The sequence below is a fragment of the Flavobacterium praedii genome (genome assembly GCF_026810365.1).
Lineage (GTDB): Bacteria > Bacteroidota > Bacteroidia > Flavobacteriales > Flavobacteriaceae > Flavobacterium > Flavobacterium praedii.
Map to the genome: position 1 here is coordinate 2,813,906 of NZ_CP113948.1, position 25,276 is coordinate 2,839,181.

Genomic DNA, 25,276 nt, shown 5'->3' on the forward strand with positions numbered 1-25,276 from the left:
ATATATACTGTACATGAAAAATTTACATGAAAAACTAAAGAAGGCCGATTATAAAAAAATAAAATTTAGAATTACCAAAACACAACATCTTTTAGTCAAGGCAACCATCAATGGTGTGAAAGGGAATTTCATATTGGATACTGGCGCATCCAACAGTTGTGTTGGATTTGAAAGTATCGAACATTTTGTATTGGATGCCAAAAAATCAAAAACCAAAGCTTCAGGAGCAGGTGCAACTGGAATGTTGACACAAACATCCTCAAACAACATATTACAATTGGGCAAATGGAGCAACAAGAAATTAGATCTTATTATTTTTGATTTATCGCACGTCAATGAAGCCTTAAATCATTATAAAGTAAAATCCGTTCACGGCATAATTGGAGCAGATGTTTTATTGAAAGGAAAAGGAATTATTGATTACTTCAACCATTGTTTGTATTTGAAGTAGCATACTTTTTCAACGAAGAATAAGAAATAATACCGCTAATAATCATCAAAACACCTCCTAGAATAAATGGCATTCCCGCAAATTCAAACGGGGCACCTTTATGTGTAAAATAATAAAAGAGACCCGACATTACGGGTGGCCCAATAATGGTTGCAGCACTCATCAAACTCGCAATTGTTCCTTGAATTTCACCCTGTTCTGTTGGCAAAACATGATTTGAAACTATAGCTCGTAATGCTGGGCCTGCGATTCCTGCAAGACAATACGGAATCAAAAAGAGAAACATCATCCAGCTTTCAGAAGCAAAAGCAAACAAGAACATTCCAATAGTATATAATATCATTCCGATATAAATACTTTTTTCATTACCTAGTTTTCGACTAGTCCATCGTATCAATCCACCCTGAACGAGACTTACTAAAATCCCAACAACACCCAGTGAAATTCCAACCATTTTTTCGTCCCAACTAAATTTGTACATCGTAAAATAACTCCAGTTGCTTTCTACTGCATGTCCCGCAACATATATTAAAAACAGAGCGAACAACAATCCATAAAGTGATGGGTATTTTTTTAAATTCAAAAAAGCACCAATCGGATTCGCTCTTTTTAAATTAATGGATCTTCTATTTTCTTTTGATAATGATTCGGGCAAAATAAAATAACCGTACAAGAAATTTAGCAAGCACAAAACGGCCGCCGCATAAAACGGAATCCTAGATCCGTAATGTCCCAAAATACCTCCAACAACGGGCCCAATAATAAAACCAAGTCCAAAAGCAACACCAATCATTCCGAAGTTTTTGGCTCTGTTCTCGGGCGTACTCACATCGGCTATATACGCCGAAGCAGTCGAAATACTTGCACCCGTTAATCCTGCAATTATTCTTCCTATAAACAACCACGTAATAGTTGGTGCAAACGCCAACAATAAATAATCCAATGAAAAGGCAAAAAGTGAAATTAAGATTATGGGTCTTCTCCCAAATTTATCGCTCAAATTACCAATTAAAGGCGCAAACATGAACTGGGTTATCGCATACGCAAAGGTCAACCAACCTCCGTATTTTGCCGCTTCGCTAACATCTCCATGAATTAATTCCTTAATCAATTTTGGAATAACTGGAATGATAATTCCCCAACCAGTTATGTCAATTAGCATAGTGATGAAGATAAAACTGATAGCGGCTTGTTTTTTATTTGATGCCATAAATAAATTAGTTAGTTAAGACAAATAAACAAAAAATCTGTTTAGAAAGCGATACTTGATTTTTTGTTTTTTTATAAACAAAAAACCTGTACTCAATTTTATAGTAAGTATTATTCTAAAAAGGTTTTTTTTTAAGTTCCGAAACACTCATCATCAACAGAATATCCAACTTACAAAAGTAAAGTAGTCTTAATAAAAAAAGTATAGTTTAAAATTACCTAAACTAAGGGTTTTGCCCTCATTATTTTTAATTAATCATATATAAATAAAGCCTTAAACCAGCACAAAGTGAAACCAGTACACAACATAAATGCACCGAGATTTTAACAGAAATAAAAAGCTATTGATTATTTATATTCGAAGTAATTTCTTGTGAAATTTTAATATATTTACATCAGAATATTATCTTTAACAAGTATATCCCTATGAAGAAAATTTTACTTTATTTGTTTCTTTTAACGTCTCTTAGTTTTTATGCTCAAGTTGCCAATATGACTCACTGTGCAGGAGACACTACTTTTAACTTAACTTACCACAACTCTTTATTAATTGGCAATTTAAATCCTGCTGAAACTACAGTTAGTTATCATCTAACTACTGCGGATGCCTCTAATGGTGTAAATGCTATTTCAAATCCAACGAATTTTATTGTCCCACAAATTCAACCCAACCTCTTAGCTTCGCAGACCATTTATGCAAGAATCAATCATCTGGGAAACATTACTACTAATTATTTTAGTCTGATTGTAAATCCTGTTTTTTTAGTAGCTGCTAGGATAGAACCTATAAATTGCTATAGCAATGGTACCATTACACTTGACATATTTGGCGGGCAGGCTCCTTTTAATTTTTTTTTCAATGGTTCTCTCAGTACTGATAACCTTTTGATTTACGGCCCTGTCAGCACTCTTATCATTCCAAACTTAGTTGCTGGAACATATAATATTGAAATAATAGACGCAATTGGTTGTATTACTCATGGTTCTTGGACTATAGAACCCTCATCGACAATACCTCTAGACACACCCAAAGCAACAGTCATAAACGCAACTTGCAAAGGCAGTAAAAATGGTGCAATAAACATAAACGCTACAGGAGGAAAAGAACCTTTCAACTATTCCATAGACAATGGAGCGAATTATTTCCCAAGTAATACATTTACAAATTTAGCAGCAGGCAACTATACTGTTTATGTTAAAGATGCTAGTGCTTGCATAAACTCAACAAGCGCTTCAGTAACCGAGCCTAATTTGCTACAAATGTCGGCAGCCATAACAAAACCTATAGATTGTATAAGCAATGCTACAATTACAGTTACTGCAACTGGAGGAACTGCTCCATATACCTATTCAAAAGATGGAATCACATTCGTTCAGAGTAACGTATTTGATAATTTAGTTGCAGGAACGTACAGCACTTATGTAAAAGATGCTAAAGGTTGTATCAATCAAAATTCAACAGTTATCACTCCATTAGTATCTCTAAATGCAACTATTACAAAAACGGATGTACGTTGTAAAGGAAATAATAATGGTTCTATTACTGTCAATGCTACAGGAGGACAAGCTCCTTATACTTACTCGATTGACAATGGATTTACTTTTGTTTCAAGTACTATTTTTACAGATCTATCAACTGGAACTTACAGTATGATAGTAAAAGATGATTTGAATTGTACAACATCTGTGACCACAACAATAAGCGAACCTATTCTTATATCATTAACAACAGCACTAACAAAACCTTTGGACTGTATAAGCAATGCAATTGTAACAGTTACTTCAACTGGAGGCACTGCTCCATACACCTATTCAAAAGATGGAATTACATTTGTGCAAAGTAATGTATTTGATAATTTAGTTGCTGGCACCTATACCACTTCCGTGAAAGATGCAAATGGTTGCATCAATAGTTCTAATGCTATAACTATAAGTCCATTACTACCGCTAAGTATATCATCAACAGTTCTAAATGTAACTTGCAATGGAAACAGCGATGGTATAATTACCATAAGTGTTGCGGGAGGAAAAGCACCATTCTACTATTCCATTGACAATGGAGTAACTTTTGTTTCTAGCAATGTGTTTAAAAATTTAGTCCCAGGAACTTACAACATAACTGTAAAAGATGCTAGTAACTGTATATCATCTATGATTGCAACAGTAGTAGAACCAATTCCTTTATCTGCTACAACAGCCATAACAAAAACTATAGATTGTCTAAGCAATGCTACTGTTACTGTTACTGCAACTGGAGGAACTGCTCCATATACCTATTCAAAAGATGGAATCACATTCGCTCAGAGTAATGTTTTCGATAATTTAGTTGCGGGAACGCACACCCTTTATGTAAAAGATGTTAATAGTTGTATCAATCAAAATCTCACTGTTATTTCACCTTTAACACCATTAAATGCAACAACTACGAAAAAGGATGTACTTTGCAAAGGCGACAATACAGGTTCAATAACAGCTATAGCAACTGGTGGACAGTCTCCGTATACTTATTCCTTAGATGGAATTACTTTTAATACCATTAATACCTTAACTAATTTACGTGTTGGCACTTTCAACATTACTGTAAAAGACACTAATGGCTGTACTGCTACAACAACAATTGCTTTAACAGAACCAGCAGAAAATCTATCAGCTACTGCAATATTAATTAATGATCAAGGAATAATTGTGAATGCAAATGGAGGAACTGCACCTTATAACTATTATTTACAAAACAATAACGGAATCGTAGTTGCCGGTCCACAAAAAGATGGAATTTTTACCAGATTACCAATTGGACGTTACTCTGCACAAGTAACGGATGTTAATGGTTGTGGATATATACACTGGAGCGTTGAAGTTGTGCAGGCACCAGTCCTTTCTGCCACTGTACAAGTTGATTCTATAAAATGTAATGTTCCCGGAACCATAACCGTTAATGCTACTGGAGGCTTTCAACCCTACTACTATTCATATGACAACGGCACAACATATACGAATTCAAATGTATACTCAAGTTTTAAACCAGGTACCTATGCAATAAAAGTACGTGATTATCAAAACACAACATTTTCAATTGTTGCAATGATTACAAAAGGGAGTGTTCCCGTAATTAATGTAGCAACTACTAATATAAGCTGTAAAGGTGATGCCAGCGGCTCCATAACTGCTAATGTAACTACTGGACTCGCTCCATATACTTATTCTCTAGACAACGGTCCTTTTATAAATGGCAATAGCAATATAACTTTTACTAATTTGTATGCTGGTACACATAATATCACTGTGAAGGACGCCAATGGTTGCCTCGCAACGAATCAAGTTAGTATCTCAGAACCTATTTCTAAATTAATGACTGTGACGACAGTAATAAATCAAACTATTACCGTCAACGCAACAGGCGGAGCCGGTAATTACAGCTATGCAATATCTCCTAATTTAGATAAATTTTCAACGAACAATATTTTCTCAGGATTAACTCCAGGCTCATACGTTGTACTTACTTCAGATGTGAATGGTTGTTATATCACGATGAATGCCGTAGTTGATCCTCCAGCTCCTTTAATAAATGGCCAAATCAAATTTACTTTAGAGTTTAAGCCTGGACAAACTTTGGCAGATCTTATCATTGATGGTCAAAATATTAAATGGTACATCAATCAGAATCCTTTGGCTGGAAAAACAAGTAAAACAAGTGAAGTTCCTTTACCATTATCAACTGTGATTGTAGATGGAACTACCTACTATGCTTCACAAACCATAAACGGTATTGAAAGCACAGAAAGATTGGCGGTAACAGTAAAATCAGCGACTTTAGGAACGAATGATCTTGCGATTAAAGATTTTACATATTATCCAAATCCGATAAAAAATGTTTTAACAGTTTCGAATACTTCTATTATTGATGAAGTTAGTCTAATCTCCATAAAAGGAGAAATCCTTTTGGTTAAAAAAATAAATAATTTACATTCCGAAATTGATTTATCCAATTTATCTAAGGGTATTTATTTTCTAAAAGTAAAAGCAGAAGGAACAGAAAAAATAGTCAAGCTAATAAAAGAATAAACCATTATATTTCAACAAAAAACCCGACTCGTATCACAAGTCGGGTTTTTTTATTTTAATCCTGAAAACTTCTTATAAGTATCGGGACTGAAATCTAAATTCTAAATTTTGCCATCTAAGTTCTACAACTCAAATGCTTTTTTAGGATTGTTGTCACAAAGCAATTCTAATGGGTTTTCTAGGGCTTCTTTAACCGCTACCAAGAAACCAACAGACTCACGACCATCAATAATTCTGTGGTCATAAGAAAGTGCCACATACATCATTGGGTGAATTTCCACTTTACCGTTTACTGCAATAGGGCGTTCGATAATGTTGTGCATTCCAAGGATTCCAGATTGAGGTGGGTTTATAATTGGTGTAGACAACATACTTCCAAAAACACCACCGTTTGTAATGGTGAATGTTCCTCCTGTCATGTCATCAACTGTAATTTGTCCATCACGTGCTTTAATAGCCAAACGTTTGATATCCGCTTCAATTCCACGGAAAGTCAAGTTTTCGGCATTACGTACTACAGGTACCATTAATCCTTTTGGTCCAGAAACCGCAATGGAAATATCGCAAAAATCGAAAGCAATTTTATAATCACCGTCCATCATAGAGTTTACATCTGGATATAATTGTAATGCTCTTGTAACCGCTTTAGTGAAAAATGACATATAGCCTAAACCAATTCCTCCATGTTTTGCTTTGAATGCATCTTTGTATTCATTACGCAACGTGTTGATTGGCGTCATGTTTACTTCATTGAAAGTAGTCAGCATCGCTGTTTCATTTTTCGCAGCCACTAATCTTTCGGCAACTTTACGACGCAACATAGACAACTTCGTTCTTTCTGTACCACGAGAACCTCCAGTAGGTGTTCCCATAGATGGCACAGCATTTACAGCATCGTCCTTTGTAATTCTACCAGCTTTTCCAGTCCCAACAATAGTTTCTGGAGCTATGTTTTTTTCGTCTAATATTTTTCTTGCTGCAGGAGAAGGATGTCCTAGCCCCCCAGCCCCCGAAGGGGGAGCTTGAGCTACAACTGGTATTGCTTTAATTTCTTCTTTTTTTACTTCAACTACTTTCTCAACAGTTTCTACAGTAGTTCCCCCTTTGGGGGCGGAGGGGGCTCCATCAGTATCAATAAGACAAACTACTGCTCCAACAGCAACCGTATCTCCTTCTTCTGCTTTTAGCGTGATAATTCCGCTAACTTCTGCTGGCAATTCAAGAGTTGCTTTATCTGAATCAACCTCTGCAATTGCTTGGTCTTTTTCTACATAATCTCCATCCTTTACTAACCAAGTTGCAATTTCTACTTCTTTGATTGATTCCCCTGGTGATGGGACTTTCATTTCTAAAATCATACAATTTTTGTTTAAAGTTTAAATCGTTTAAAGTTGCAAGTTTTGTTAAACCTGAAACTTTAAACCTGAAACAATTCTTTTTATCTAAATAAATTTTTATCAAATACCATTCTGATTGCATCTGCCTGACGACGTTTTGCTCTGGTATAACTTCCTGCAGCTGGTGCAGCATAAGCTTTTAGCGATGCTAATCTCCATTTTACCAAATCAAAATTCATCAACATATAACTATAAGCTCCCATGTTTTTCGGTTCTTCTTGTGCCCAAACATAATCATCTGCATTTGGATATTGCGCGATAATGGCTTTCAATTGCTCCACAGGTAATGGAAACAACTGTTCGATACGAACAACAGCCACATCAGTACGTCCGTTTTTCTCTCGTTCAGCAGTAATATCATAATAGAATTTACCCGTACAGAAAACTAGACTTTTCACATCCGCTTTATTTACGGTCACATCATCAAACGTTTCTTGGAAACTTCCGTTGGCAAAATCTTCTACTGGAGAAACTACTCTTGGATCACGCAATAAACTCTTTGGTGTAAATACAATAAGAGGTTTACGGAAATTGGTTTTCATTTGTCTTCTCAACAAATGGTAGAAATTTGCAGGTGTTGTACAATCAGCAACATACATATTTTGTCTGGCACAAAGTTGCAAATAACGTTCCATTCTTGCTGAAGAGTGCTCTGCTCCTTGCCCTTCATAACCGTGTGGCAATAACAATACGATTCCGTTTTGATTGTTCCATTTGTCTTCACCGCAAGAAATGTATTGATCTAACATAATCTGTGCTCCATTACTGAAATCTCCAAATTGTGCTTCCCAAATAGTCAACGTTTTTGGGCTTGCCAAAGCATATCCATAATCAAATCCTAAAACACCATATTCTGACAATAGGGAATTGAAGATGTGAAACTTACCTGTTGCCCCTTCTAGATTGCTCAATAAAGTAACTTCTTCTTCAGAATCCTCTACTTTGACAACGGCGTGACGGTGTGAAAAAGTACCACGCTCTACGTCTTGTCCCGAGATACGAACATCGTACCCTTCTTTCAACAAAGATCCATAAGCCAAATGTTCGGCCATAGCCCAATCTAACTTATTGGTTTCGAAAAACATTGTTTTTCTGTCGTTGATTAATTTTTGGATTTTATTGATAAACTTTTTATCGGTTGGCAAGTTGCAAATTACATCTGCTATTTTAGTCAACTCTTCTTTTGGATAAGAAGTGTCTACTTTTTCAAGCATTTTTTTATCGGTAACTTGCTTAAATCCGCTCCATTCATTTTTCATAAATGGAGTTATAATTGTCAAATCTTTTTTACGAGATGCCTCAAGATTTTCTTCTAGATCTGTTTTATATTCTTTTTCTAATGCATTAACATAAGAAGCATCTATAACACGTTCTGCCAATAATTTTTCGGCATAAATATCACGCGGATTTTGATGTTTTGAAATTATTTTATACAAAACTGGTTGTGTAAAACGAGGTTCATCGCCTTCGTTATGACCGTATTTTCTATATCCTAATAAATCAATAAATACGTCACGACCAAATTCCATTCTAAAATCCAATGCAAATGCCATGGCATGTACAACAGCTTCAGCATTATCTGAATTTACATGTAATACAGGGGACAAAGTTACTTTGGCCACATCCGTACAATAAGTTGAAGAACGGGCATCCAGATAATTAGTCGTAAAACCAACTTGATTATTAATCACAATATGAATAGTTCCTCCTGTTTTGTACCCATCTAATTGAGCCATTTGAATGATTTCATACAATATACCTTGCCCAGCAATTGCAGCATCTCCGTGAACAGCAATAGGTAATACTTTAGAAAAATCATCTGGATAATAACGGTCTTGTTTGGCTCTGGTAATTCCTTCAATAACGGCACCTACTGTTTCAAGATGAGAAGGATTTGGCGCTAAATTAATATTGATTTTTTTACCCGATCTTGTTACTTTATCTGCAGTAAGACCTAAATGGTATTTTACGTCTCCATCAAAATATTCCTGATCGTAATCTTTACCATCGAATTCTCCAAAAATATCTTGGGTTGATTTACCAAAAATATTCGCCAATACATTCAAACGACCACGGTGTGCCATTCCCATTACAAATTGCTCTACTCCTTTATCGGCTGCTTTCTCGATTAAAGCGTCAAGAGCTGGAATTATAGATTCTCCACCTTCTAGTGAAAAACGTTTTTGCCCTACATATTTAGTATGCAAAAAGTTCTCGAAAGAAACAGCTTGATTTAATTTATATAGAATGGCTTTTTTTTCTTCAGATGTAAAGTTAGGCTGATTGTCATTTATTCTTAATTTCTTTTGAATCCATTCTACCATTTCTGGTTTACGAATGTAGATATATTCAATTCCAATATGCTGACAATAGATGGTATCTAAATGCCCTATAATTTCTTTAAGCGTACAAGGTTGCACACCTATTACTTTGGCTGCATCAAAAACGGTATTCAAATCCGAAGCTGAAAGCCCAAAATTTTCTAAGTCAAGTGAAGGCAAATATACCCTTCTATCCCTTACAGGATTGGTCTTTGTAAACAAATGACCACGACTGCGATAGCCTTCGATTAATTTAATAACCTTAAATTCTTTTTGAAGTTTATCTGAAATTGGTGTGCATTCGATTGCACTTGAAACTGTGCTAGTTGGTGCCACAGTTGGTGTATAAGCAACTTGATTTTCCTCATTATAGGTAGTCATACCAAAGTCAAATCCTTGAAAAAAACTTCTCCAACTTGGTTCTACGCTATCTGGATTTTCTAGATATTGATCGTATAATTGAGCAAAAAATTCGGAATGTGCTGCGTTTAAAAATGAAAACCTATCCATAATGTTATTGAATATACTTTTTGTTAAATAGTTTGGCAAAAATACAATAAAGCAATTTATTTAAATCGATTTTTTACGTACTTTTACGTAAAAATATGTTAAATAAAAGCCACTAACATGAAAAAAAACGCCTCTCCTTATTATTTAAAGTCAATTTTTATATTCATAGTCTTATGCTTTTGCGAAAACGTAATAGCTCAATACCAACAAATACCCCAGTCTAGAAGTCCGTTTTGGCAAAATGTTCAATTTGGTGGTGGTTTAGGGTTGAGTATTGGAAGCGGTTACACTGAAATTTCGGTTGCTCCGAGTGCTATTTATAATATAAATCCCTATTTGGCTACTGGTTTAGGCCTACAAGCAAGCTATGTATCTTCCAAAAACAATTATAATTCAGGAATATATGGTGCAAGCATACTCACCTTTATAAATCCAATACCCGAAATTCAGTTCTCCATAAATTTAAATGAATCCTATGTTACTAATCATTACGAAGCTTTTTATGGACAAAATGGCTATACAGACCAATTTTGGAATACTGCTTTGTTTCTTGGAGCGGGTTATCGTACAGGAAATGTAACCATTGGACTCGCTTACAATGTATTGTATAAAGAAAATGACAATGTTTATAGTGATCCTTTGATGCCTTTTGTGAGGGCTTATTTTTGATTAAAAAGTTGCTCAGTTTTTAAGAATCTAAGCTTCTAAAATAAAAGTATTCTAAAAATATCAGATTCTTAAAAACTTAGAAACTTTACTTATATTTATTCCGAAACCACACCTTTTGCCATTCTCTTTTTAAAATTAAAAAAGCAACTTGTTCGGCTAGAATTACTAAATCGGAACCGTCCAGTTTTTTAATTTCCTCTTCGGAAACATCAATTATGTATAACAAATTGAGATATTCGGCAAACTTATACTGAATCAGTCTATATATTTTTTCGTGCAATTGGGATTTCAGCTCATCTGGAGAAAGACTCAATGGAAAATCAACAGCTTCATTAGCCAAATTAAAATCCTTATTCAATTGAACAATCAAATTGATATAAAGTGTTTCACTTTCTGCTTCCTGAAGTAACAAATCGGTATTTAAAGGTGCTATAAACATAATTTTAATTTCAAAATTCAATGGCAATCGCAAAACTCAATTAGTGACAAACAGTAAAATTTCACGAAGAAACATTCTAATTACATTGGCAACAAAAAAATTCAATTCAAATTTAAACTTTCAAGATTCATATTCCAATTGAATTTTGTTATTGACATTATCACACCTTCCTTCCCATCAGGTTTTCACCAAAAGCTCTCAGCATTTCTTTTTTAGAAAGTGCAATATCCATTTTATCTAAAGTTTCAAATGCTTGAAAAGTGTACTCTTTTATAGCATCTTGCGTAGCGGCAGATGCACCCGATTGATTAAAAATAGACTTAACCTCCTTTATTTTTGAGTCATTATCACTAGAATGAGTAGCAAACAAATCATTCAATTGCTGAGCCTGTCTAGCATCCGAAAATTCAATTGATTTCAAATACAAATAGGTTTTTTTGTTTTCAATAATATCGCCGCCCACTTGTTTTCCAAATGTTTCGGGATCCCCAAAAGCATCTAAATAATCATCTTGCAATTGAAAAGCCAAACCTAAATGCAACCCAAAATTATAAATTAAAGTAGCATTTTCTTCAGAAGCATTCGCTATAATAGCCCCCATTTTCATTGCTGCAGCAACCAATACGGCTGTTTTGTACTCAATCATTTTGAGATATTCTGGAATAGTAACGTCTTTACGAGTTTCAAAATCGACATCCCATTGTTGACCTTCACAAACTTCAAGAGCTGTTTTGCTAAACAATTTAGCCAAATCCCTAAAAACACTTGGCTCGTATTGTTCAAAATATTGGTAAGCCAAAATCAACATGGCATCACCTGATAGAATTCCCGTATTGATATCCCATTTTTCATGCACCGTTGATGAACCTCTTCGTAACGGAGCATCATCCATTATATCATCATGCACCAATGAGAAATTATGAAAAACTTCAACAGCCATAGCAGCAGGAAGTGCTTCTTTATAATCTACATTAAAAACCTCAGCGGTCATTAAAGTCAAAACAGGACGCATCCGTTTACCGCCTAATTGCAATATATAATCTATTGGCTCATAAAGATTCTTTGGTTCTTTACTGATTTTCTGATTTTCTAAATAGCTAATGAAAAATTCTTGATACTGATGAATAGCGTGCATAAAATAAGGACTAATTTATTTTTTTGAAGTCTTTTTATTCGAATATAAAGATCCAAAGATACAATTCAAATATGAATTATTGGATTGTAAATTACTGTAAAAAAGCAACTATAGTTTTTCCTTATAATATTCATTGAAAAATACATTGGAAACTTTATTGGTTTTTAAAGTTTCCTTCTTATATTTGCGTCATAAAAAACAAAAGAAACTTTATTAGTGTTTAAAGTTTCCTGATGATTTTTCCTTTAACAAAAATTTCAAAACAAAAGATTAGGCAATAACATTACTAAAAATAACTACCATGGAAAATGAATGGGCCATTGACTCAAACCAATCAGACGTATTAATTAAATCGAGACATTCACTCATTGGTTATATGCCTGGAAACAAAACCAATTTCAAAGGCCACGTAGCCATAGAAAACAATGAAGTAGAAGATGCTTCGATTGAATTTTCATTAAATGTACATGACAAAAAAGTGAATTCGATTCAAAAAAATAAAGAACCAAAATTCATCGATTTGTTTGAAGAAGATGAAACTCCATTGATACAATTCAAATCGACCTCTTTTCAGAAGATAAATAAAAACATCAATTTCTTGAAAGGCTTTTTAACCATCAAGAACATTACCAAAGTTGTCGAATTGGATACCGAATTTATTGGATTCAACAATTACAACGGTGTTCAAAAAGCTTCTTTTGAAGTTACTGGAAACATCAATCGCAAAGATTTTGGACTGAATTACAATATACTTTCCCACAATGGAGGTTACCCAATAGGCAGGGATATTAAACTCATTGCTAACTTAGAATTTACTCATTAATAATTACCAACTCGTATTAAACATTACAAAAATCAAAACCTCATTTACCAACTAACTTTTACTGTATTATTTAATTACAAATAAGTTACCCATAAAATGAAAGAAAAAATTATATCAAAAGCGGCGGAACTCTTCTTAAAACTAGGTTTCAAAAGTGTTACGATGGACGATATTGCAAATGAAATGTGTATTTCTAAAAAAACGATTTACAAATTTTTCTGCAACAAGGAAATCCTAATCGAAGAAAGTACAGAGATGGTCCATCAAACCATTCATGAAAGCATTAATACTATCGCAGCAAAAAATTACAATGCCATCAAAGAAAATTTTGAAATCAAAAAAATGTTCAAAGAGATGTTTAAATCTGGAGAAAATTCACCAGCCTATCAATTGAAAAAACATTATCCAGAGATTTATAACACCGTAATGTCAAGAGAAATAAACGAATGCAACACGGTCTTTAGACAAAATATTGTAAAAGGAATTCAACAAGGTTTGTACCGAGAAAATTTGAATATCGATATCTACGTAGGATTTTATTACAACCTTATTTTTAGCATTCACGGAATGGCTAGTACGGAAAAAGAATCACAAAAATTAGAATTAGAAGCATTAGAATACCACACTAGAGCAATGGCAACACTTAGTGGAATAGCAGAACTAGAACAACAATTACAAAATCCAACCTTACTATGAAAAGAATACTTTTATTAACATTTTTAACCTTTGCTCTCACTGCAAAATCCCAAGAGGAAAGCACTACAGCAACAAAGTCTCTAACTTTAAAAGATGCCCTTACTTATGCTTTGGAAAATAAAGCTGATGCAAAAAAAGCAAAACTAGAAGTTGAAAATAGCGAATATAAAATCCAAGAAGTACGATCAAGAGCTTTGCCACAAATCGCGGTAAATGGAAGTTTAACATACAATCCGGTTCTTCAAACAAATGTACTAGATGGCGCCATGTTTGGCCAACCAGGACAATCAGTTCAAGTTGCTTTTGGACAAAAATGGACTTCAGGAGCTGGAGTTTCCTTGAGTCAAGCAATATTTGACCAATCGGTTTTTACAGGTTTGAGAGCCGCTAATTCCACTCGGGAATTCTATCAAATAAACAATCAATTAACGGAAGAACAAGTTATCGAAAGAGTTGCAAACAGTTACTATTCTGTTTATGTACAACGTGAAAAATTGATGTTATTGGATAGCAATTATGTAAACACAACTAAAGTACGTGACATTGTAAAAGGACAATTTGACAATGGATTGGCTAAAAAAATAGATTTAGATCGAATTATCGTAAAAATGTCAAACATTGATACAGAACGTTTACAAATCAAAAATCAAATTGAATTACAAGAAAATGCTTTGAAGTTTTATATGGGAATGCCTATTGAAACCAAAATTGAGATACCAAAAACAGAATTTGAAGTAACGCCACAAGTTATTACAGAAGCCCCAAACACTGCAAACAGAACTGAATATTTACTTTTGAAAAAACAAGAAGAATTATTGGAGTTTCAAAAAACAGCCATTAAAGCGGAATATTATCCAACACTTTCATTAGTGGCAGGATATAATTATTTAGGCCAAGGTCCAGAAATGCCGTTTTTTGCAAAACCTGCGGATGGCGTTTATTGGTCGGATTATTCTGCTATCGGATTGAATTTGAGAGTACCTATATTCACTGGTTTTGGAACTCGTGCCAGGGTAAGACAAGCGGATATAAACATTAAATCACTTCAAGAAGGGATAAAAGACACTCAATTATCACTTGATTTAGAGTACCGAAATGCCAAAGCACAAATTGAAAACAACTTGACAACAATCAAGAATCAAAAAGAAAATATGCGCTTGGCAGGTGACATTCTAAAAAACACCAAAAACAATTACCTGCAAGGTTTAGCTTCATTAACCGATTTATTAGACGCTGAAAATGCATCACTTGAAGCACAAAACAATTATACTAGAGCAGTTTTAGGATATAAAATTGCAGAAATATCATTAATCAAATCCAAAGGCGAATTAAAAAATTTATTAAACTAAATAACTCAAAATGAAAAAAACGATTTACATTATACTTGCAGCTGTATTGATAGGTGGTACTGCATTCACATTATTCAATAATAAGAAAAAAAATGCTGAAGACACCGCCATTGTTGCCGAAAAAAATAGTTCGGTTGCAGTAAGAGTAGCTACAGTTGTTACTGGAAAATTAGATGATGCTTTCAAAACTAACGGTAATTTTGAACCTATTCAAGAATTGACTTTTTCAGCTGAAAAATCCGGAAAAGTAATCAGTGTTTTAGTTAAAGAAGGGGATTATGTAAATGTTGGACAAACACTACTAATCGTTAGAAGCGATGTTATAAATGTTAATGCTCAAACCGCTAAAGCAGCTTATGACAATTCTAAAGCAGATTATGCAAGATATGAAAATGCATTTAAATCTGGTGGAGTAACCAAACAACAATTGGATCAGTCCAAATTAGCCTTGACCAATGCCGAATCAAACTTGAAACAAGCCAATATAAACGTTGGAGACACAAAAGTAAAAGCTCCAATTAAAGGATATATCAACAAAAAATATGTTGAACCAGGCTCAATTTTGACAGGAATGCCTGCCACTGCATTATTTGACATAGTGAATGTTTCTAAATTAAAATTAAAAGTAACCGTTAACGAAAGCCAAGTAGCCAACTTGAAACTGGGAAACAATGTTGCTATTAATGCAAGTGTGTTTCCAGATAAATCGTTTACAGGAAAAATCACTTTTATAGCTTCAAAAGCTAATGAAACTTTGAATTTCCCTATTGAAATTGAAGTAACAAACAATCCAAATAACGAAATTAAAGCAGGAATGTACGGAACTGCCACTTTTGAAAGTGTTACTTCAAAAAATACCGAAGTTAAAACGATACCAAGAACAGCATTCGTAGGAAGTGTAAGCAGCAACGAAGTATTTGTGGTAAATAACAATATAGCTACTTTGAAAAAAATAGTAGCTGGGAGAATCTTTGGAGACAAAGTTGAAATATTAGACGGATTGAATGATGGCGATGTAGTCGTTACAAGCGGACAAATCAATTTGAGCGACAATACCAAAGTAAGTATCGTTAAATAATTTCCTTAAAGAAAACAAATGAAAATAGTCGATATATCAATAAAACGACCATCAATTATCATAGTATTATTTACCATTTTACTATTGGGTGGTCTGTTCAGTTACAAACAATTAAGCTACGAATTAATTCCAAAATTTGAAGTAAATGTAGTTACAGTTTCTACTGTTTATCCTGGAGCTTCCCCTGGTGAAGTTGAAAACACAGTAACCAAAAAACTGGAAGACGCGATTTCTACGATGGAAAACATCAAGAAAATAGAATCCAAATCGTATGAAAGTCTTTCGGTGGTTATGATTACACTCACCACCGAAGCCGATGCAGATTATGCATTAAATGATGCGCAACGAAAAATCAATGCCGTCCTGAAAGACCTACCAGATGATGTAGATCCACCCTCTTTGAGCAAATTCTCGCTAAGTGATTTGCCAATTATGACAATTGGTGCCACAGGAGAAATGGATGAAATTGCCTTTTATGATTTATTGGACAAAAAAATCCAACCAATAGTATCTCGTGTACCAGGTGTAGCGCAAGTAAACCTTGTGGGTGGACAAGAGAGAGAAATCAAAGTAAGTTTGGATTCTAAAAAAATGCAAGGATACGGACTTTCAATTCCACAAGTGCAACAAGCGGTTCTTGGCTCTAACCTTGATTTTCCAACAGGGAACATTAAAACTAGAGAAAACAAAACACAAATTCGTTTGTCCGGAAAATACAAATCAGTTGAAGAAATGCGTAATCTGGTTATTTCTTCCAACAATGGTATTCAAATTCGATTAGGAGATATAGCGGATGTCCAAGATGCGCAGAAAGATGTAGAGAAAATTTCAAGAGTAAATCAAAAAAGTTCCATCATCCTTCAGGTCATCAAACAATCAGATGCCAATGCTGTAGCAGTTAGTGCAAAAGTAAAAAAAGCCATTGCCCAAATCGAGAAAGATTATGCTAAATCAAATTTAAAATTAGATGTAGCCAATGATAGTAGCGAATTTACTTTAACAGCTGCCGATTCCGTAATGCATGATTTATTTATTGCCATCATTTTGGTAGCATTTGTAATGTTGTTCTTCTTGCACAGTATCCGTAATGCAATTATTGTAATGGTTTCTATTCCAGCCTCACTGGTAGCCACTTTCATCGGTATTTATTTAATGGGTTACACACTAAACTTGATGAGTTTGTTAGGACTTTCATTAGTGGTCGGTATCCTTGTGGATGATGCGATTGTAGTATTGGAAAACATTCACCGTCACATGGAAATGGGAAAAAACAAAGTACGTGCCGCTTATGATGGAGCCGCCGAGATTGGTTTTACCGTAATGGCAATTACACTGGTAATTATCGTAGTTTTCCTTCCTATTGCGATGAGTACAGGACTTGTTTCTAATATTATTACACAATTCTGCGTAACGGTAATTATAGCAACACTGTTCTCTTTACTGGCTTCATTCACCATTGTGCCTTGGTTATTTTCACGTTATGGAAAATTAGAACACATCACTAAAAAAACTTTTTTTGGTAGAGTAATTTTAGGATTCGAATCCTATTTAGATGTTTTCACTCACAAAGTAACCGACATATTAAAATGGTCACTAGTACATAAAAAAAGCACTTTGGCTATCGTTGTTGCGCTTTTCTTTGCGTCCACTATAGGACTTGTTGGTGGTGGTTTCATTGGAGGAGAGTTTTTTGCAAAAACCGACAAAGGGGAATTCTTAGTACAAATAGAATTGCCAAAAGATGCTTCGGTAGAGCAAACTAATTTTATGACCCAAAAAGCAGAAGAATTTTTACGAGGCAATAAAAATATTGTGGATCTAATTACCACTGTTGGACTTACCAGCGAAGGTATGGGAGCAACACAATCTACAGCATATAAATCGGAAATTCTAGTTTCATTGGTGGACAAAACCAAACGTGAGGACAACTCCTTCATCTTTGCGGCAAAAATAAAACGGGAACTGGAAAAAGTATTAGTTGGTGCTAAAGTAAAAACTGTTCCTATGGGACTATTGGGAGCCGATCAAGCCCCAATTAAGTTAACCGTTACGGGACCAAATTTTGAAGACGCTATGTCTTTTGCAAGCAAAGCCGCTACAGAATTGAAAAAAATTCCAGGATCGTCAGAGGTAAAATTAACTTCAGAATCAGGAAATCCAGAAATAAAAGTTGTAGTAAACCGTGATAAAATGGCCGCTTTAGGTTTAACTCTTCAAACAGTAGGGTTGACTATGCAAACCGCTTTTAGCGGAAATACAGATGGTAAATTCCGTGCAGGAGAATATGAGTACGACATTAACATTCGTTTTAATGAATACGACCGTTCGAATGCTAAAGATGTAAACGATTTAATTTTTATAAACAGTGCAGGACAACAAATCAAGTTAACCCAATTTGCCGATGTTATCGAAAGTTCAGGGCCAAGTGTGTTAGAACGAAGAGACAAAAGTACAGCTGTATCTATAGAAGCCCAGACCGTAGGACGCCCTTCTGGAACAGTGGCTACCGAATGGGAAACTGTTTTCTCCAAAATGGATAGACCAGCAGGTGTAAATTATGTTTGGGGTGGTGATATGGAAAACCAAACCGAAGGTTTTGGAACTTTAGGAATTGCTTTATTAGCTGCAATTATCTTGGTATATCTTGTAATGGTAGCTTTGTATGATGACTTTGTAACTCCATTTGTAGTTTTATTTTCTATTCCATTATCATTCATCGGAGCTTTATTAGCTTTGGCATTGACCAACAACTCTTTGAATATCTTTACCATATTAGGGATCATTATGCTAATTGGTTTAGTGTGTAAGAATGCCATTTTACTGGTTGACTTTGCCAATCATAGAAAAGAAGCGGGAGAAACTACATTCAATGCACTTGTTCAAGCCAACCATGCCCGTTTACGTCCTATCTTAATGACGACAATTGCGATGGTAATTGGTATGATTCCAATTGCTTTGGCCAAAGGAGCCGCAGCTGAAATGAACAATGGTTTGGCATGGGTTGTCATAGGAGGTTTACTGTCTTCTCTTTTGCTTACTTTGATTGTTGTTCCCGTTGTTTATTCAATATTCGACAGCATTAGAGTGCGCTTAGGAAAAGACAAAAAAGAAAATTATGGCGAATTAATGACCGCCGAATACAAACACCGAAAATTAGTAGACGGTTTTAATCCAAAACATAAGGTTTAAAATAGTTTTTTAGTATTATCCAAAAGGGCTTTCAATATTTTTGAAAGCCCTTTTTTTATTGGGTGTTTTTAACTTGGGTTAGATTATTAATTTGGAGCAGAAACATTTGGCTTTTTTGGCAAACATCGTCCCGCTTTCCGTTACAATCTTATAAGCCGAACCCCGGCTAATAAGGATTTTCACTTCAATCGGGGCTAAAAGGCTATATTTTGCTTTTTTGCCAGCATGCTGATAGGCGGATTTGCACACGAACGAAGCAAACTGACTAAGTAAACCCGATAGCGCGGATTTGCACACGAACGAAGTGAACTGACGAAGTAATCCGTGCCTATCCCAATTATCAAGTTCAACTTGTATTTATCATTGTTATTTTTATAACGCTCACTTTATTGATATACTTTGTGGGCACGGATTGCAAATCCGCGCTATCGTACATAAGAGACTTTTTTACATATCCGAGCGATCAGGGTTCACAATTTTAAGTTCAACAAGTCTTTTCTGTTTCCAAGGTTGTGCAGAGTCGTATTTATTTCTTTGACCTGATTCCCAATTAAGAACTTTTACAAATGGTTTTCTTGCTTCTCCTTTTGGATTTTCAATAGGATAAAGTTTCTTCATCTCTAACCAGTCAAGAACATCAAACTCAAAATTATTTTTTTCTTTTCCAATTATTGTGTCAATTCCTAAATCGTTTAAATCCTTTGATCTTGATTTTACAAGTTCAGGTTTTGTTCCATTTTTTGTGTGGTTCCTAATAAATGTGAGATTGTCAGCCAGCCAGCCACCTAATTCTGCAACTATTGGATCAGGGTCAGTCTGTGAAGGAATCCATCTTCGTATTCCTGCTTTCAAACATTTATTTTTTAAATTTTCCAAATCAATCAAGTGTTGAATAAATCCATCTTGATTTACTACGCCACCTTCATTTTCAGATTCAAATAAAAAATTAACTTCTTTTAATCTTCTTAATTCATATGGAGAAATTGGTTTTTGATCTTTTCCGCTTATTCTGCGTCTTTGTCTAATACACCAAGTTGCCTGTTCTTTGTATTTGAAATTAGGGTCTCTTTTTTCCCAAACTACCCAAACATATGATTGTTTCTTAAGAAAACTATATTCAATTGATTTCGAGAGTTGAATTTCCCATTTTTGCATTGAATTCAATTCTTTTCCATTTCCCCAATAAAATCCTTCTTTTTCTAATAAATCAAGATGTTCGGACGGAATACGTTTTACTCCATTTTCATCTTCCGCTTGATAAAGATTTTTTTGTTTTCTATACCAAGGATATAATGAATGCTTTTTATTAACTATCGGATTTCCATTGTTTGATTTCTTATATAGTTTGAATTCTTCAAGCTTTTCAGGCCAACTCAATAAATACTCGGATGTAATTTTTAGATTTTCTTCTTTATGGTCTCTCTCGCCATTTGGTTTTGTGCGTTCAGCTTTCTTTTTAAGTCTTTCTTCTTCACGTTTTTTTTCTTCTTCTAAAAGTAAAAGCTCTTCTTTTATAAAATCTTTATCTGCTTGATTATGTTTATCTCGATAAATCAAATACCTTTTTTCGTAATCTGATATTATTTCTTGGGAATTTATTAATGTTGATTTGGATTCAAAATGTTTAAATAATTCTTTAAACTGAATATCAAAATTTGAGTCTGAATCAAAACAAAGTTTTACTGAGGTTTCGATATTTGTTTTTAAACCACCGCTTGTTAAGTTGGACGAACCTACCAAGGCTACAATACTTTCTTTGTTTTTTAAATAGTAAATTTTAGGATGATATGTAATGCCTTTTTCATTAGTTATAAAGACTTTAAATCCCAAGTTATAGAGTTTACTTAATGCTTTTGGCTCAGTTATGTAAAAATCTTTACCTACGTAAAAAGTTGTTCGATCTTTCAATGTTATTAGCTTGTCAAGCAAAAAATTAAGTCCTGAAATTTTTAAGAATGCAATACAGATAGTAACTTCATCAGATTTGTCAATTTCCAATAAAATCTCGGTTAAGTGATTTTCATCAATATTATTACTTATTAATTTCATTGTTGCATTAAGTTATTGAATTCTCCTAGCATCGGTTAAACTGACTCACAACGTCCCCGCGCTATAAGCAGTTTGGGACTAAATTAAGCCCTATTTTCGGATTTGCCAAATCTTCCAAATACAAAACCAACTTCAAATTAAGCCTAATACCCAAATTGCTTGTAGCGTGTGTTGGCGGTAGTTACTTTATTAATTATATTAGAAAAGTAATTAAACTATAATCGATTTTCATCTCGTAATCAATACTATACCAACAGTTAACAGAATAATACCAAATACTGCTCCTATAAAATTCCCCAATTTATCAGAACTTAAACAGTATTTATTTTTAGGATAATTTTTGTCGTAGTAAATTTTTGTTTCTTTTCCAATATAATCGCTCATTCCAGAGCTAATACTTTTTACTTCATAAACAGTTCCATCGATATGCTTAAAGGTATAATAACAATTAAGGCTCTTAGTTTGCCTATCATTGGATGTACCGCTAACTTTTTCCATTCTAGACAGAATTGCTGTTGTAGAAATTCCATAGGTTTTAATTTTAAATGAAATGACTATTGCAAATAATCCCCCCGTTCCAAAAACTAAACCCGATATGATGCAAATTATTCCTGGCCACATATTATTTATGATTGCTTTAAAAGTTTATATTTTCTGTTCTATTCCTAGTTAAATTCTAACTAACGTTTTTTTTTGTTTTAAAAATCAATGATTTTATCTAATATTCATTCAAGTTTTTACTTTCTCTCTGCGAAGTCTCCCGACTTCGTACTTTTTTTAAATGTTCTTGTAAAATGTAAATCTAATAAAAGTCTCCCGACTTTTTCCGTGAACATCTTATAAATTCAAAACGTTTTATTATAAATCGAAACGCTCCCACTTTAAATAAAAATAAAAAAACTACAAAATAATCGAACTGTTACTTTGTAGCTTTTTATAACTTTTGAAATGCATATCATTCTAAAGACATTTACGTTAAAAGTCGGGAGACTTTTGACATATTTACGATTTTCAAGAACTTTTAAAAAAACGCAAAGTCATGAGACTTCGCGGAGCGGGGCACTGATTGCAAAACCCGATAGCGCGGATTTGCAATCCGTGCCTATCCCAATTATCAAGTTCAACTTGTATTTATCATTGTTATTTTTATAACGCTCACTTTATTGATATACTTTGTGGGCACGGATTGCAAATCCGCCTTTCGTATTAAAATAACAATTTAAAGAATTATTGTTTAGGGAATTTATCTATTAATTTATTTAATAAATCTATTGTTAATTTCAGTTTTGACGGATCATCATCTGGCAAAACTGCCTCCTCTTTATTTTGTTGCATCTTTTCAAAATAATTCATAATCTGATTCCATCTTAAATTTTCTCTTTTTTGCTCCAATCCTTTCCTTTCAACTCTGATTGAAGTAAATTTATCTTCAGTTACTTCATCTTCTACTTCCTCCTCTGCCACAGCCATTCCATATTCATTGAGAGACTGTGCAACATTACCTGATATAGCATAAATGGCAGACATATTTCGTTTATCTTGATTAATTTTTTCATAGGTTACCAAAAGCCCTTTTAATAATTTATACATCCCTGTTAGAACCGCACTTAAACACAAAGCCCAGGGTAATTTTACAATCAATATCCCTAAAGCATAATTAATAATATGCCAGGTTGAAATAAAAATTCCTTGTGATTTAATAAAAGTATCATAGCTATCAAATGTATTTAACAACTTAGGAATACTAAAACCGATTGCTAATATTGCCGCGATCAATAAACCCCATATAACAATTGAATATAAAGTCATATTCTTGTTAGTTTCTGTTAAAAAGTCACTAAATTGATTAATAAGTTTAACTTTATTGTTAGCATTACTTTCAGCAATAGCTATTTTATTGTTAGCCTCATCGACTGCGTTATTAAGTCTTAAATGAAGTTCTAATTCTTTTAATTTTTGATCTGAATCTAACGACTCTTTTTTTGATTTATAATCCTCTTCTAGTTTAGTTTTTTTTGTTAAATAGTTTGAATCTAGAGTAACTTCCTTTACTCTTCTATCCTCTATTATTTTATCGAGTTGCGCTTCTTTCGTTTTTATTTCATCTATTAACCCATCCCTTCTAAAAATTAATTCATCAACTTGCTTCTGAATACTTTCCAATAATGTGTGAGCAAGTGACCCTTCATTGTCTCCGTTTGCATTACCAATTATCGCTGTAAGATTAATATGTTCTTTTTCTAAATCTTTTATCAATTTTTGTTGCCTTTTAATTTTTTGATTTAAATCTGCACTCTTAATGGCTTCAGCTAACTCCATACCATTTAACGCATTCTTTAAAGCATCAAAACCAGCCTGACCACTACCATAACTATTGACATTCAATTGCGAAATAACATGTGCTCCATAATTAATCCCTGGCATTTGCTCCAAGATCGATTTAACATCATTTATAATATTTTCATTATCCATTATTTTTACGTTTTAATTAATTGATATTTACCCCGCTCGGCAAAGTCTCATGACTTTGTGTTTTTTTTTAATGTTTCTTAAAAATTGTAAACATGACAAAAGTCTCCCGACTTTTTCCGTGAATACTTCTTTATACCTTTTCCCAAATATAGATAATAATAATCACAAACTTACAAATCACAAATTTCATTCATTTCAACCCTTTTTATGCTCCGCCCAGCAAAATAAGGCATCCGAAGAAAAAACAATGCCCTGATACGAGCTTCCGTGTCCCTGTTACATGCTTCCGTAGGCCTGATGCGGTCTTCCGTAGGCCTGATACAAGCTTCCGTCTCCCTGTTGCAATCTTCCGTAGGTCTGTTGCGAGCTTCCGTGTCATTGATGCGGTTTTCCGTGTTCCGGACACAGACTTCCGTACTCTTATTGCATTCATCTTATATCCAAAAAAGAATTATTCTATTCTTAGCGATTTTTTCTAACACCAAAAAGAGAGTTTAGAACTATTTATTATCTTTTTCTTGTTAAATTTAATATATGTAGTTGTAATCGTAAAGTAATTATTTATATTCGTAGGTATTAACCTTAGAAAAACATTAATTATGAAAAAACCATCAGTAGTTCGATTGTACAAATTTTCAGATGCGACATTAGTAACCAAGGGGAAAGAAAAAATTGCTTTTATGCGTAGAGATGCGGCGGCTTTTACCCCTTTTGGTGTTACAGCTCCTCAGGTAACCACTCTCGAAACGGCAATTACTGCTTTTTCGAATACCATCACCGATGTTGAAGCAATAAGCAATCAAACAGGAGTTACTGCCGCCAAAGATGCAAAAGCCGACCAATTGCGCGTGGCGATACGAGCAGTCATGGCGCGCGCCGAGCTTAAATACGGTAACAGCAATGCGAAATACAAAAAATTTGGAACAGAGGCGCTTTCGCAACAATCGGATTCGGATTTGCTTATTACCGGAAAAAGAGTTGTTCGCGTGGGTACCGAATTTTTGACAGACCTTACTCCAAACGGGCTTACCGCTGCGATGCTCACCGCAATCACCACGCTTTGCAATGAGTTTGAAGCACTGATAATTGACCTGAAAATAAAAATTGGGGAGCGTGATATTATACAAGAAGACCGCGTAGAAGCGGGTAATACGATCTACAAAACTTTGATACAGTATACCACAACTGGACTTAGCATTTGGGAAACCACCGATATTGCCAAATACAATGATTATGTGGTTTACAATACAGTAAGTGGCGAAAATCTAGAGGTTGTTACTGAGCCTACCGCCTAAACAACTTTCATTCCTACTAAAAAAAGGGCTTTCAACTATTTTGAAAGTCCTTTTTTTATGGCGTTAAATACCAAAAACTATTCTTAAAAAAGCTAATAACTTAATTATAAACCCAATCTAAAAAATGGGAAA

The 25,276-nt window shown here is 34.1% G+C and carries 17 protein-coding genes; 9 read left to right on the forward strand and 8 right to left on the reverse strand.

The window, feature by feature from the left end:
* The first annotated feature begins 13 nt into the window (after nucleotides 1–13).
* On the forward strand, nucleotides 14–451 hold the full coding sequence (locus OYT91_RS12185) for a retropepsin-like aspartic protease (protein WP_281238183.1): 438 nt from the start codon (nucleotides 14–16) through the stop codon (nucleotides 449–451).
* Here OYT91_RS12185 and OYT91_RS12190 read toward each other — a convergent pair.
* A complete protein-coding gene (locus OYT91_RS12190; RefSeq protein WP_281238184.1) occupies nucleotides 426–1,661 on the reverse strand; it encodes a TCR/Tet family MFS transporter in 1,236 nt (411 codons plus the stop codon). The two genes, OYT91_RS12185 and OYT91_RS12190, sit on opposite strands and share 26 nt — an antisense overlap.
* A 425-nt stretch (nucleotides 1,662–2,086) precedes the next feature.
* Between OYT91_RS12190 and OYT91_RS12195 the strand changes: the two genes are divergently transcribed.
* On the forward strand, nucleotides 2,087–5,722 hold the full coding sequence (locus OYT91_RS12195; protein WP_281238185.1) for an FIDD domain-containing protein: 3,636 nt from the start codon (nucleotides 2,087–2,089) through the stop codon (nucleotides 5,720–5,722).
* A 122-nt stretch (nucleotides 5,723–5,844) separates the two neighbouring features.
* Here the strand turns inward: OYT91_RS12195 and odhB are convergent, their stop codons facing one another.
* Nucleotides 5,845–7,080: a 2-oxoglutarate dehydrogenase complex dihydrolipoyllysine-residue succinyltransferase gene (odhB, locus tag OYT91_RS12200; protein WP_281238186.1), complete on the reverse strand. Its 1,236-nt coding sequence runs from the start codon at nucleotides 7,078–7,080 to the stop codon at nucleotides 5,845–5,847.
* An 80-nt stretch (nucleotides 7,081–7,160) separates the two neighbouring features.
* On the reverse strand, nucleotides 7,161–9,950 hold the full coding sequence (locus OYT91_RS12205) for a 2-oxoglutarate dehydrogenase E1 component (protein WP_281238187.1): 2,790 nt from the start codon (nucleotides 9,948–9,950) through the stop codon (nucleotides 7,161–7,163).
* A gap of 117 nt (nucleotides 9,951–10,067) precedes the next feature.
* On the opposite strand from OYT91_RS12205, the gene OYT91_RS12210 reads away from it, so the two are divergent.
* On the forward strand, nucleotides 10,068–10,619 hold the full coding sequence (locus OYT91_RS12210; RefSeq protein ID WP_281238188.1) for a hypothetical protein: 552 nt from the start codon (nucleotides 10,068–10,070) through the stop codon (nucleotides 10,617–10,619).
* A gap of 85 nt (nucleotides 10,620–10,704) precedes the next feature.
* Here OYT91_RS12210 and OYT91_RS12215 read toward each other — a convergent pair whose 3' ends face one another.
* Both OYT91_RS12215 and OYT91_RS12220 read right to left on the reverse strand, forming a co-directional pair.
* The gene (locus tag OYT91_RS12215; RefSeq protein WP_281238189.1) at nucleotides 10,705–11,058 is read right to left on the reverse strand and encodes a hypothetical protein; all 354 of its coding nucleotides are present in this window, start codon (nucleotides 11,056–11,058) and stop codon (nucleotides 10,705–10,707) included.
* Between the two features lie 160 nt (nucleotides 11,059–11,218).
* Entirely contained in the window at nucleotides 11,219–12,193 is a 975-nt protein-coding gene (locus OYT91_RS12220; RefSeq protein ID WP_281238190.1) for a polyprenyl synthetase family protein, read from the reverse strand.
* 301 nt (nucleotides 12,194–12,494) lie between these two features.
* On the opposite strand from OYT91_RS12220, the gene OYT91_RS12225 reads away from it, so the two are divergent.
* The 5 genes from OYT91_RS12225 to OYT91_RS12245 all read left to right on the forward strand — a co-directional run bounded on the left by OYT91_RS12225 (nucleotide 12,495) and on the right by OYT91_RS12245 (nucleotide 19,328).
* The gene (locus OYT91_RS12225; RefSeq protein ID WP_281238191.1) at nucleotides 12,495–13,016 is read left to right on the forward strand and encodes a YceI family protein; all 522 of its coding nucleotides are present in this window, start codon (nucleotides 12,495–12,497) and stop codon (nucleotides 13,014–13,016) included.
* 96 nt (nucleotides 13,017–13,112) lie between these two features.
* On the forward strand, nucleotides 13,113–13,712 hold the full coding sequence (locus OYT91_RS12230) for a TetR/AcrR family transcriptional regulator (RefSeq protein ID WP_281238192.1): 600 nt from the start codon (nucleotides 13,113–13,115) through the stop codon (nucleotides 13,710–13,712).
* Nucleotides 13,709–15,061, forward strand: a complete 1,353-nt coding sequence (locus OYT91_RS12235) for a TolC family protein (RefSeq protein WP_281238193.1) — start codon at nucleotides 13,709–13,711, stop codon at nucleotides 15,059–15,061. The genes OYT91_RS12230 and OYT91_RS12235 overlap by 4 nt, the downstream gene beginning before the upstream one ends.
* A gap of 10 nt (nucleotides 15,062–15,071) precedes the next feature.
* Nucleotides 15,072–16,139, forward strand: coding sequence for an efflux RND transporter periplasmic adaptor subunit (locus OYT91_RS12240; RefSeq protein ID WP_281238194.1), 1,068 nt, complete (start codon nucleotides 15,072–15,074; stop codon nucleotides 16,137–16,139).
* A gap of 18 nt (nucleotides 16,140–16,157) precedes the next feature.
* Nucleotides 16,158–19,328, forward strand: a complete 3,171-nt coding sequence (locus OYT91_RS12245; protein WP_281238195.1) for an efflux RND transporter permease subunit — start codon at nucleotides 16,158–16,160, stop codon at nucleotides 19,326–19,328.
* A gap of 447 nt (nucleotides 19,329–19,775) precedes the next feature.
* On the opposite strand, the gene OYT91_RS12250 is transcribed toward OYT91_RS12245, so the two are convergent.
* The 3 genes from OYT91_RS12250 to OYT91_RS12260 form a co-directional block, all read right to left on the reverse strand.
* Nucleotides 19,776–21,377: a phospholipase D-like domain-containing protein gene (locus tag OYT91_RS12250; RefSeq protein ID WP_281238196.1), complete on the reverse strand. Its 1,602-nt coding sequence runs from the start codon at nucleotides 21,375–21,377 to the stop codon at nucleotides 19,776–19,778.
* A gap of 228 nt (nucleotides 21,378–21,605) precedes the next feature.
* Nucleotides 21,606–21,998, reverse strand: a complete 393-nt coding sequence (locus tag OYT91_RS12255) for a hypothetical protein (protein WP_281238197.1) — start codon at nucleotides 21,996–21,998, stop codon at nucleotides 21,606–21,608.
* 606 nt (nucleotides 21,999–22,604) lie between these two features.
* Nucleotides 22,605–23,849 carry a hypothetical protein gene (locus OYT91_RS12260; protein WP_281238198.1) on the reverse strand — a complete coding sequence of 415 codons (1,245 nt, stop codon included), beginning with the start codon at nucleotides 23,847–23,849 and terminating at the stop codon, nucleotides 22,605–22,607.
* 599 nt (nucleotides 23,850–24,448) lie between these two features.
* On the opposite strand from OYT91_RS12260, the gene OYT91_RS12265 reads away from it, so the two are divergent.
* The gene (locus OYT91_RS12265; RefSeq protein ID WP_281238199.1) at nucleotides 24,449–25,144 is read left to right on the forward strand and encodes a hypothetical protein; all 696 of its coding nucleotides are present in this window, start codon (nucleotides 24,449–24,451) and stop codon (nucleotides 25,142–25,144) included.
* Nucleotides 25,145–25,276 lie beyond the last annotated feature (132 nt).

Bases quoted from the DNA above. Each gene is read 5' to 3' on its own strand.
- OYT91_RS12225 (WP_281238191.1), top strand. From the start codon at position 12,495: ATGGAAAATGAATGGGCCATTGACTCAAACCAATCAGACGTATTAATT.
- OYT91_RS12195 (WP_281238185.1), top strand. From the start codon at position 2,087: ATGAAGAAAATTTTACTTTATTTGTTTCTTTTAACGTCTCTTAGTTTT.
- OYT91_RS12185 (WP_281238183.1), top strand. From the start codon at position 14: ATGAAAAATTTACATGAAAAACTAAAGAAGGCCGATTATAAAAAAATA.
- OYT91_RS12235 (WP_281238193.1), top strand. From the start codon at position 13,709: ATGAAAAGAATACTTTTATTAACATTTTTAACCTTTGCTCTCACTGCA.
- OYT91_RS12215 (WP_281238189.1), bottom strand. From the start codon at position 11,058: ATGTTTATAGCACCTTTAAATACCGATTTGTTACTTCAGGAAGCAGAA.
- OYT91_RS12240 (WP_281238194.1), top strand. From the start codon at position 15,072: ATGAAAAAAACGATTTACATTATACTTGCAGCTGTATTGATAGGTGGT.
- OYT91_RS12190 (WP_281238184.1), bottom strand. From the start codon at position 1,661: ATGGCATCAAATAAAAAACAAGCCGCTATCAGTTTTATCTTCATCACT.
- OYT91_RS12260 (WP_281238198.1), bottom strand. From the start codon at position 23,849: ATGGATAATGAAAATATTATAAATGATGTTAAATCGATCTTGGAGCAA.
- OYT91_RS12205 (WP_281238187.1), bottom strand. From the start codon at position 9,950: ATGGATAGGTTTTCATTTTTAAACGCAGCACATTCCGAATTTTTTGCT.
- OYT91_RS12265 (WP_281238199.1), top strand. From the start codon at position 24,449: ATGAAAAAACCATCAGTAGTTCGATTGTACAAATTTTCAGATGCGACA.
- OYT91_RS12230 (WP_281238192.1), top strand. From the start codon at position 13,113: ATGAAAGAAAAAATTATATCAAAAGCGGCGGAACTCTTCTTAAAACTA.
- odhB (WP_281238186.1), bottom strand. From the start codon at position 7,080: ATGATTTTAGAAATGAAAGTCCCATCACCAGGGGAATCAATCAAAGAA.
- OYT91_RS12210 (WP_281238188.1), top strand. From the start codon at position 10,068: ATGAAAAAAAACGCCTCTCCTTATTATTTAAAGTCAATTTTTATATTC.
- OYT91_RS12255 (WP_281238197.1), bottom strand. From the start codon at position 21,998: ATGTGGCCAGGAATAATTTGCATCATATCGGGTTTAGTTTTTGGAACG.
- OYT91_RS12250 (WP_281238196.1), bottom strand. From the start codon at position 21,377: ATGAAATTAATAAGTAATAATATTGATGAAAATCACTTAACCGAGATT.
- OYT91_RS12245 (WP_281238195.1), top strand. From the start codon at position 16,158: ATGAAAATAGTCGATATATCAATAAAACGACCATCAATTATCATAGTA.
- OYT91_RS12220 (WP_281238190.1), bottom strand. From the start codon at position 12,193: ATGCACGCTATTCATCAGTATCAAGAATTTTTCATTAGCTATTTAGAA.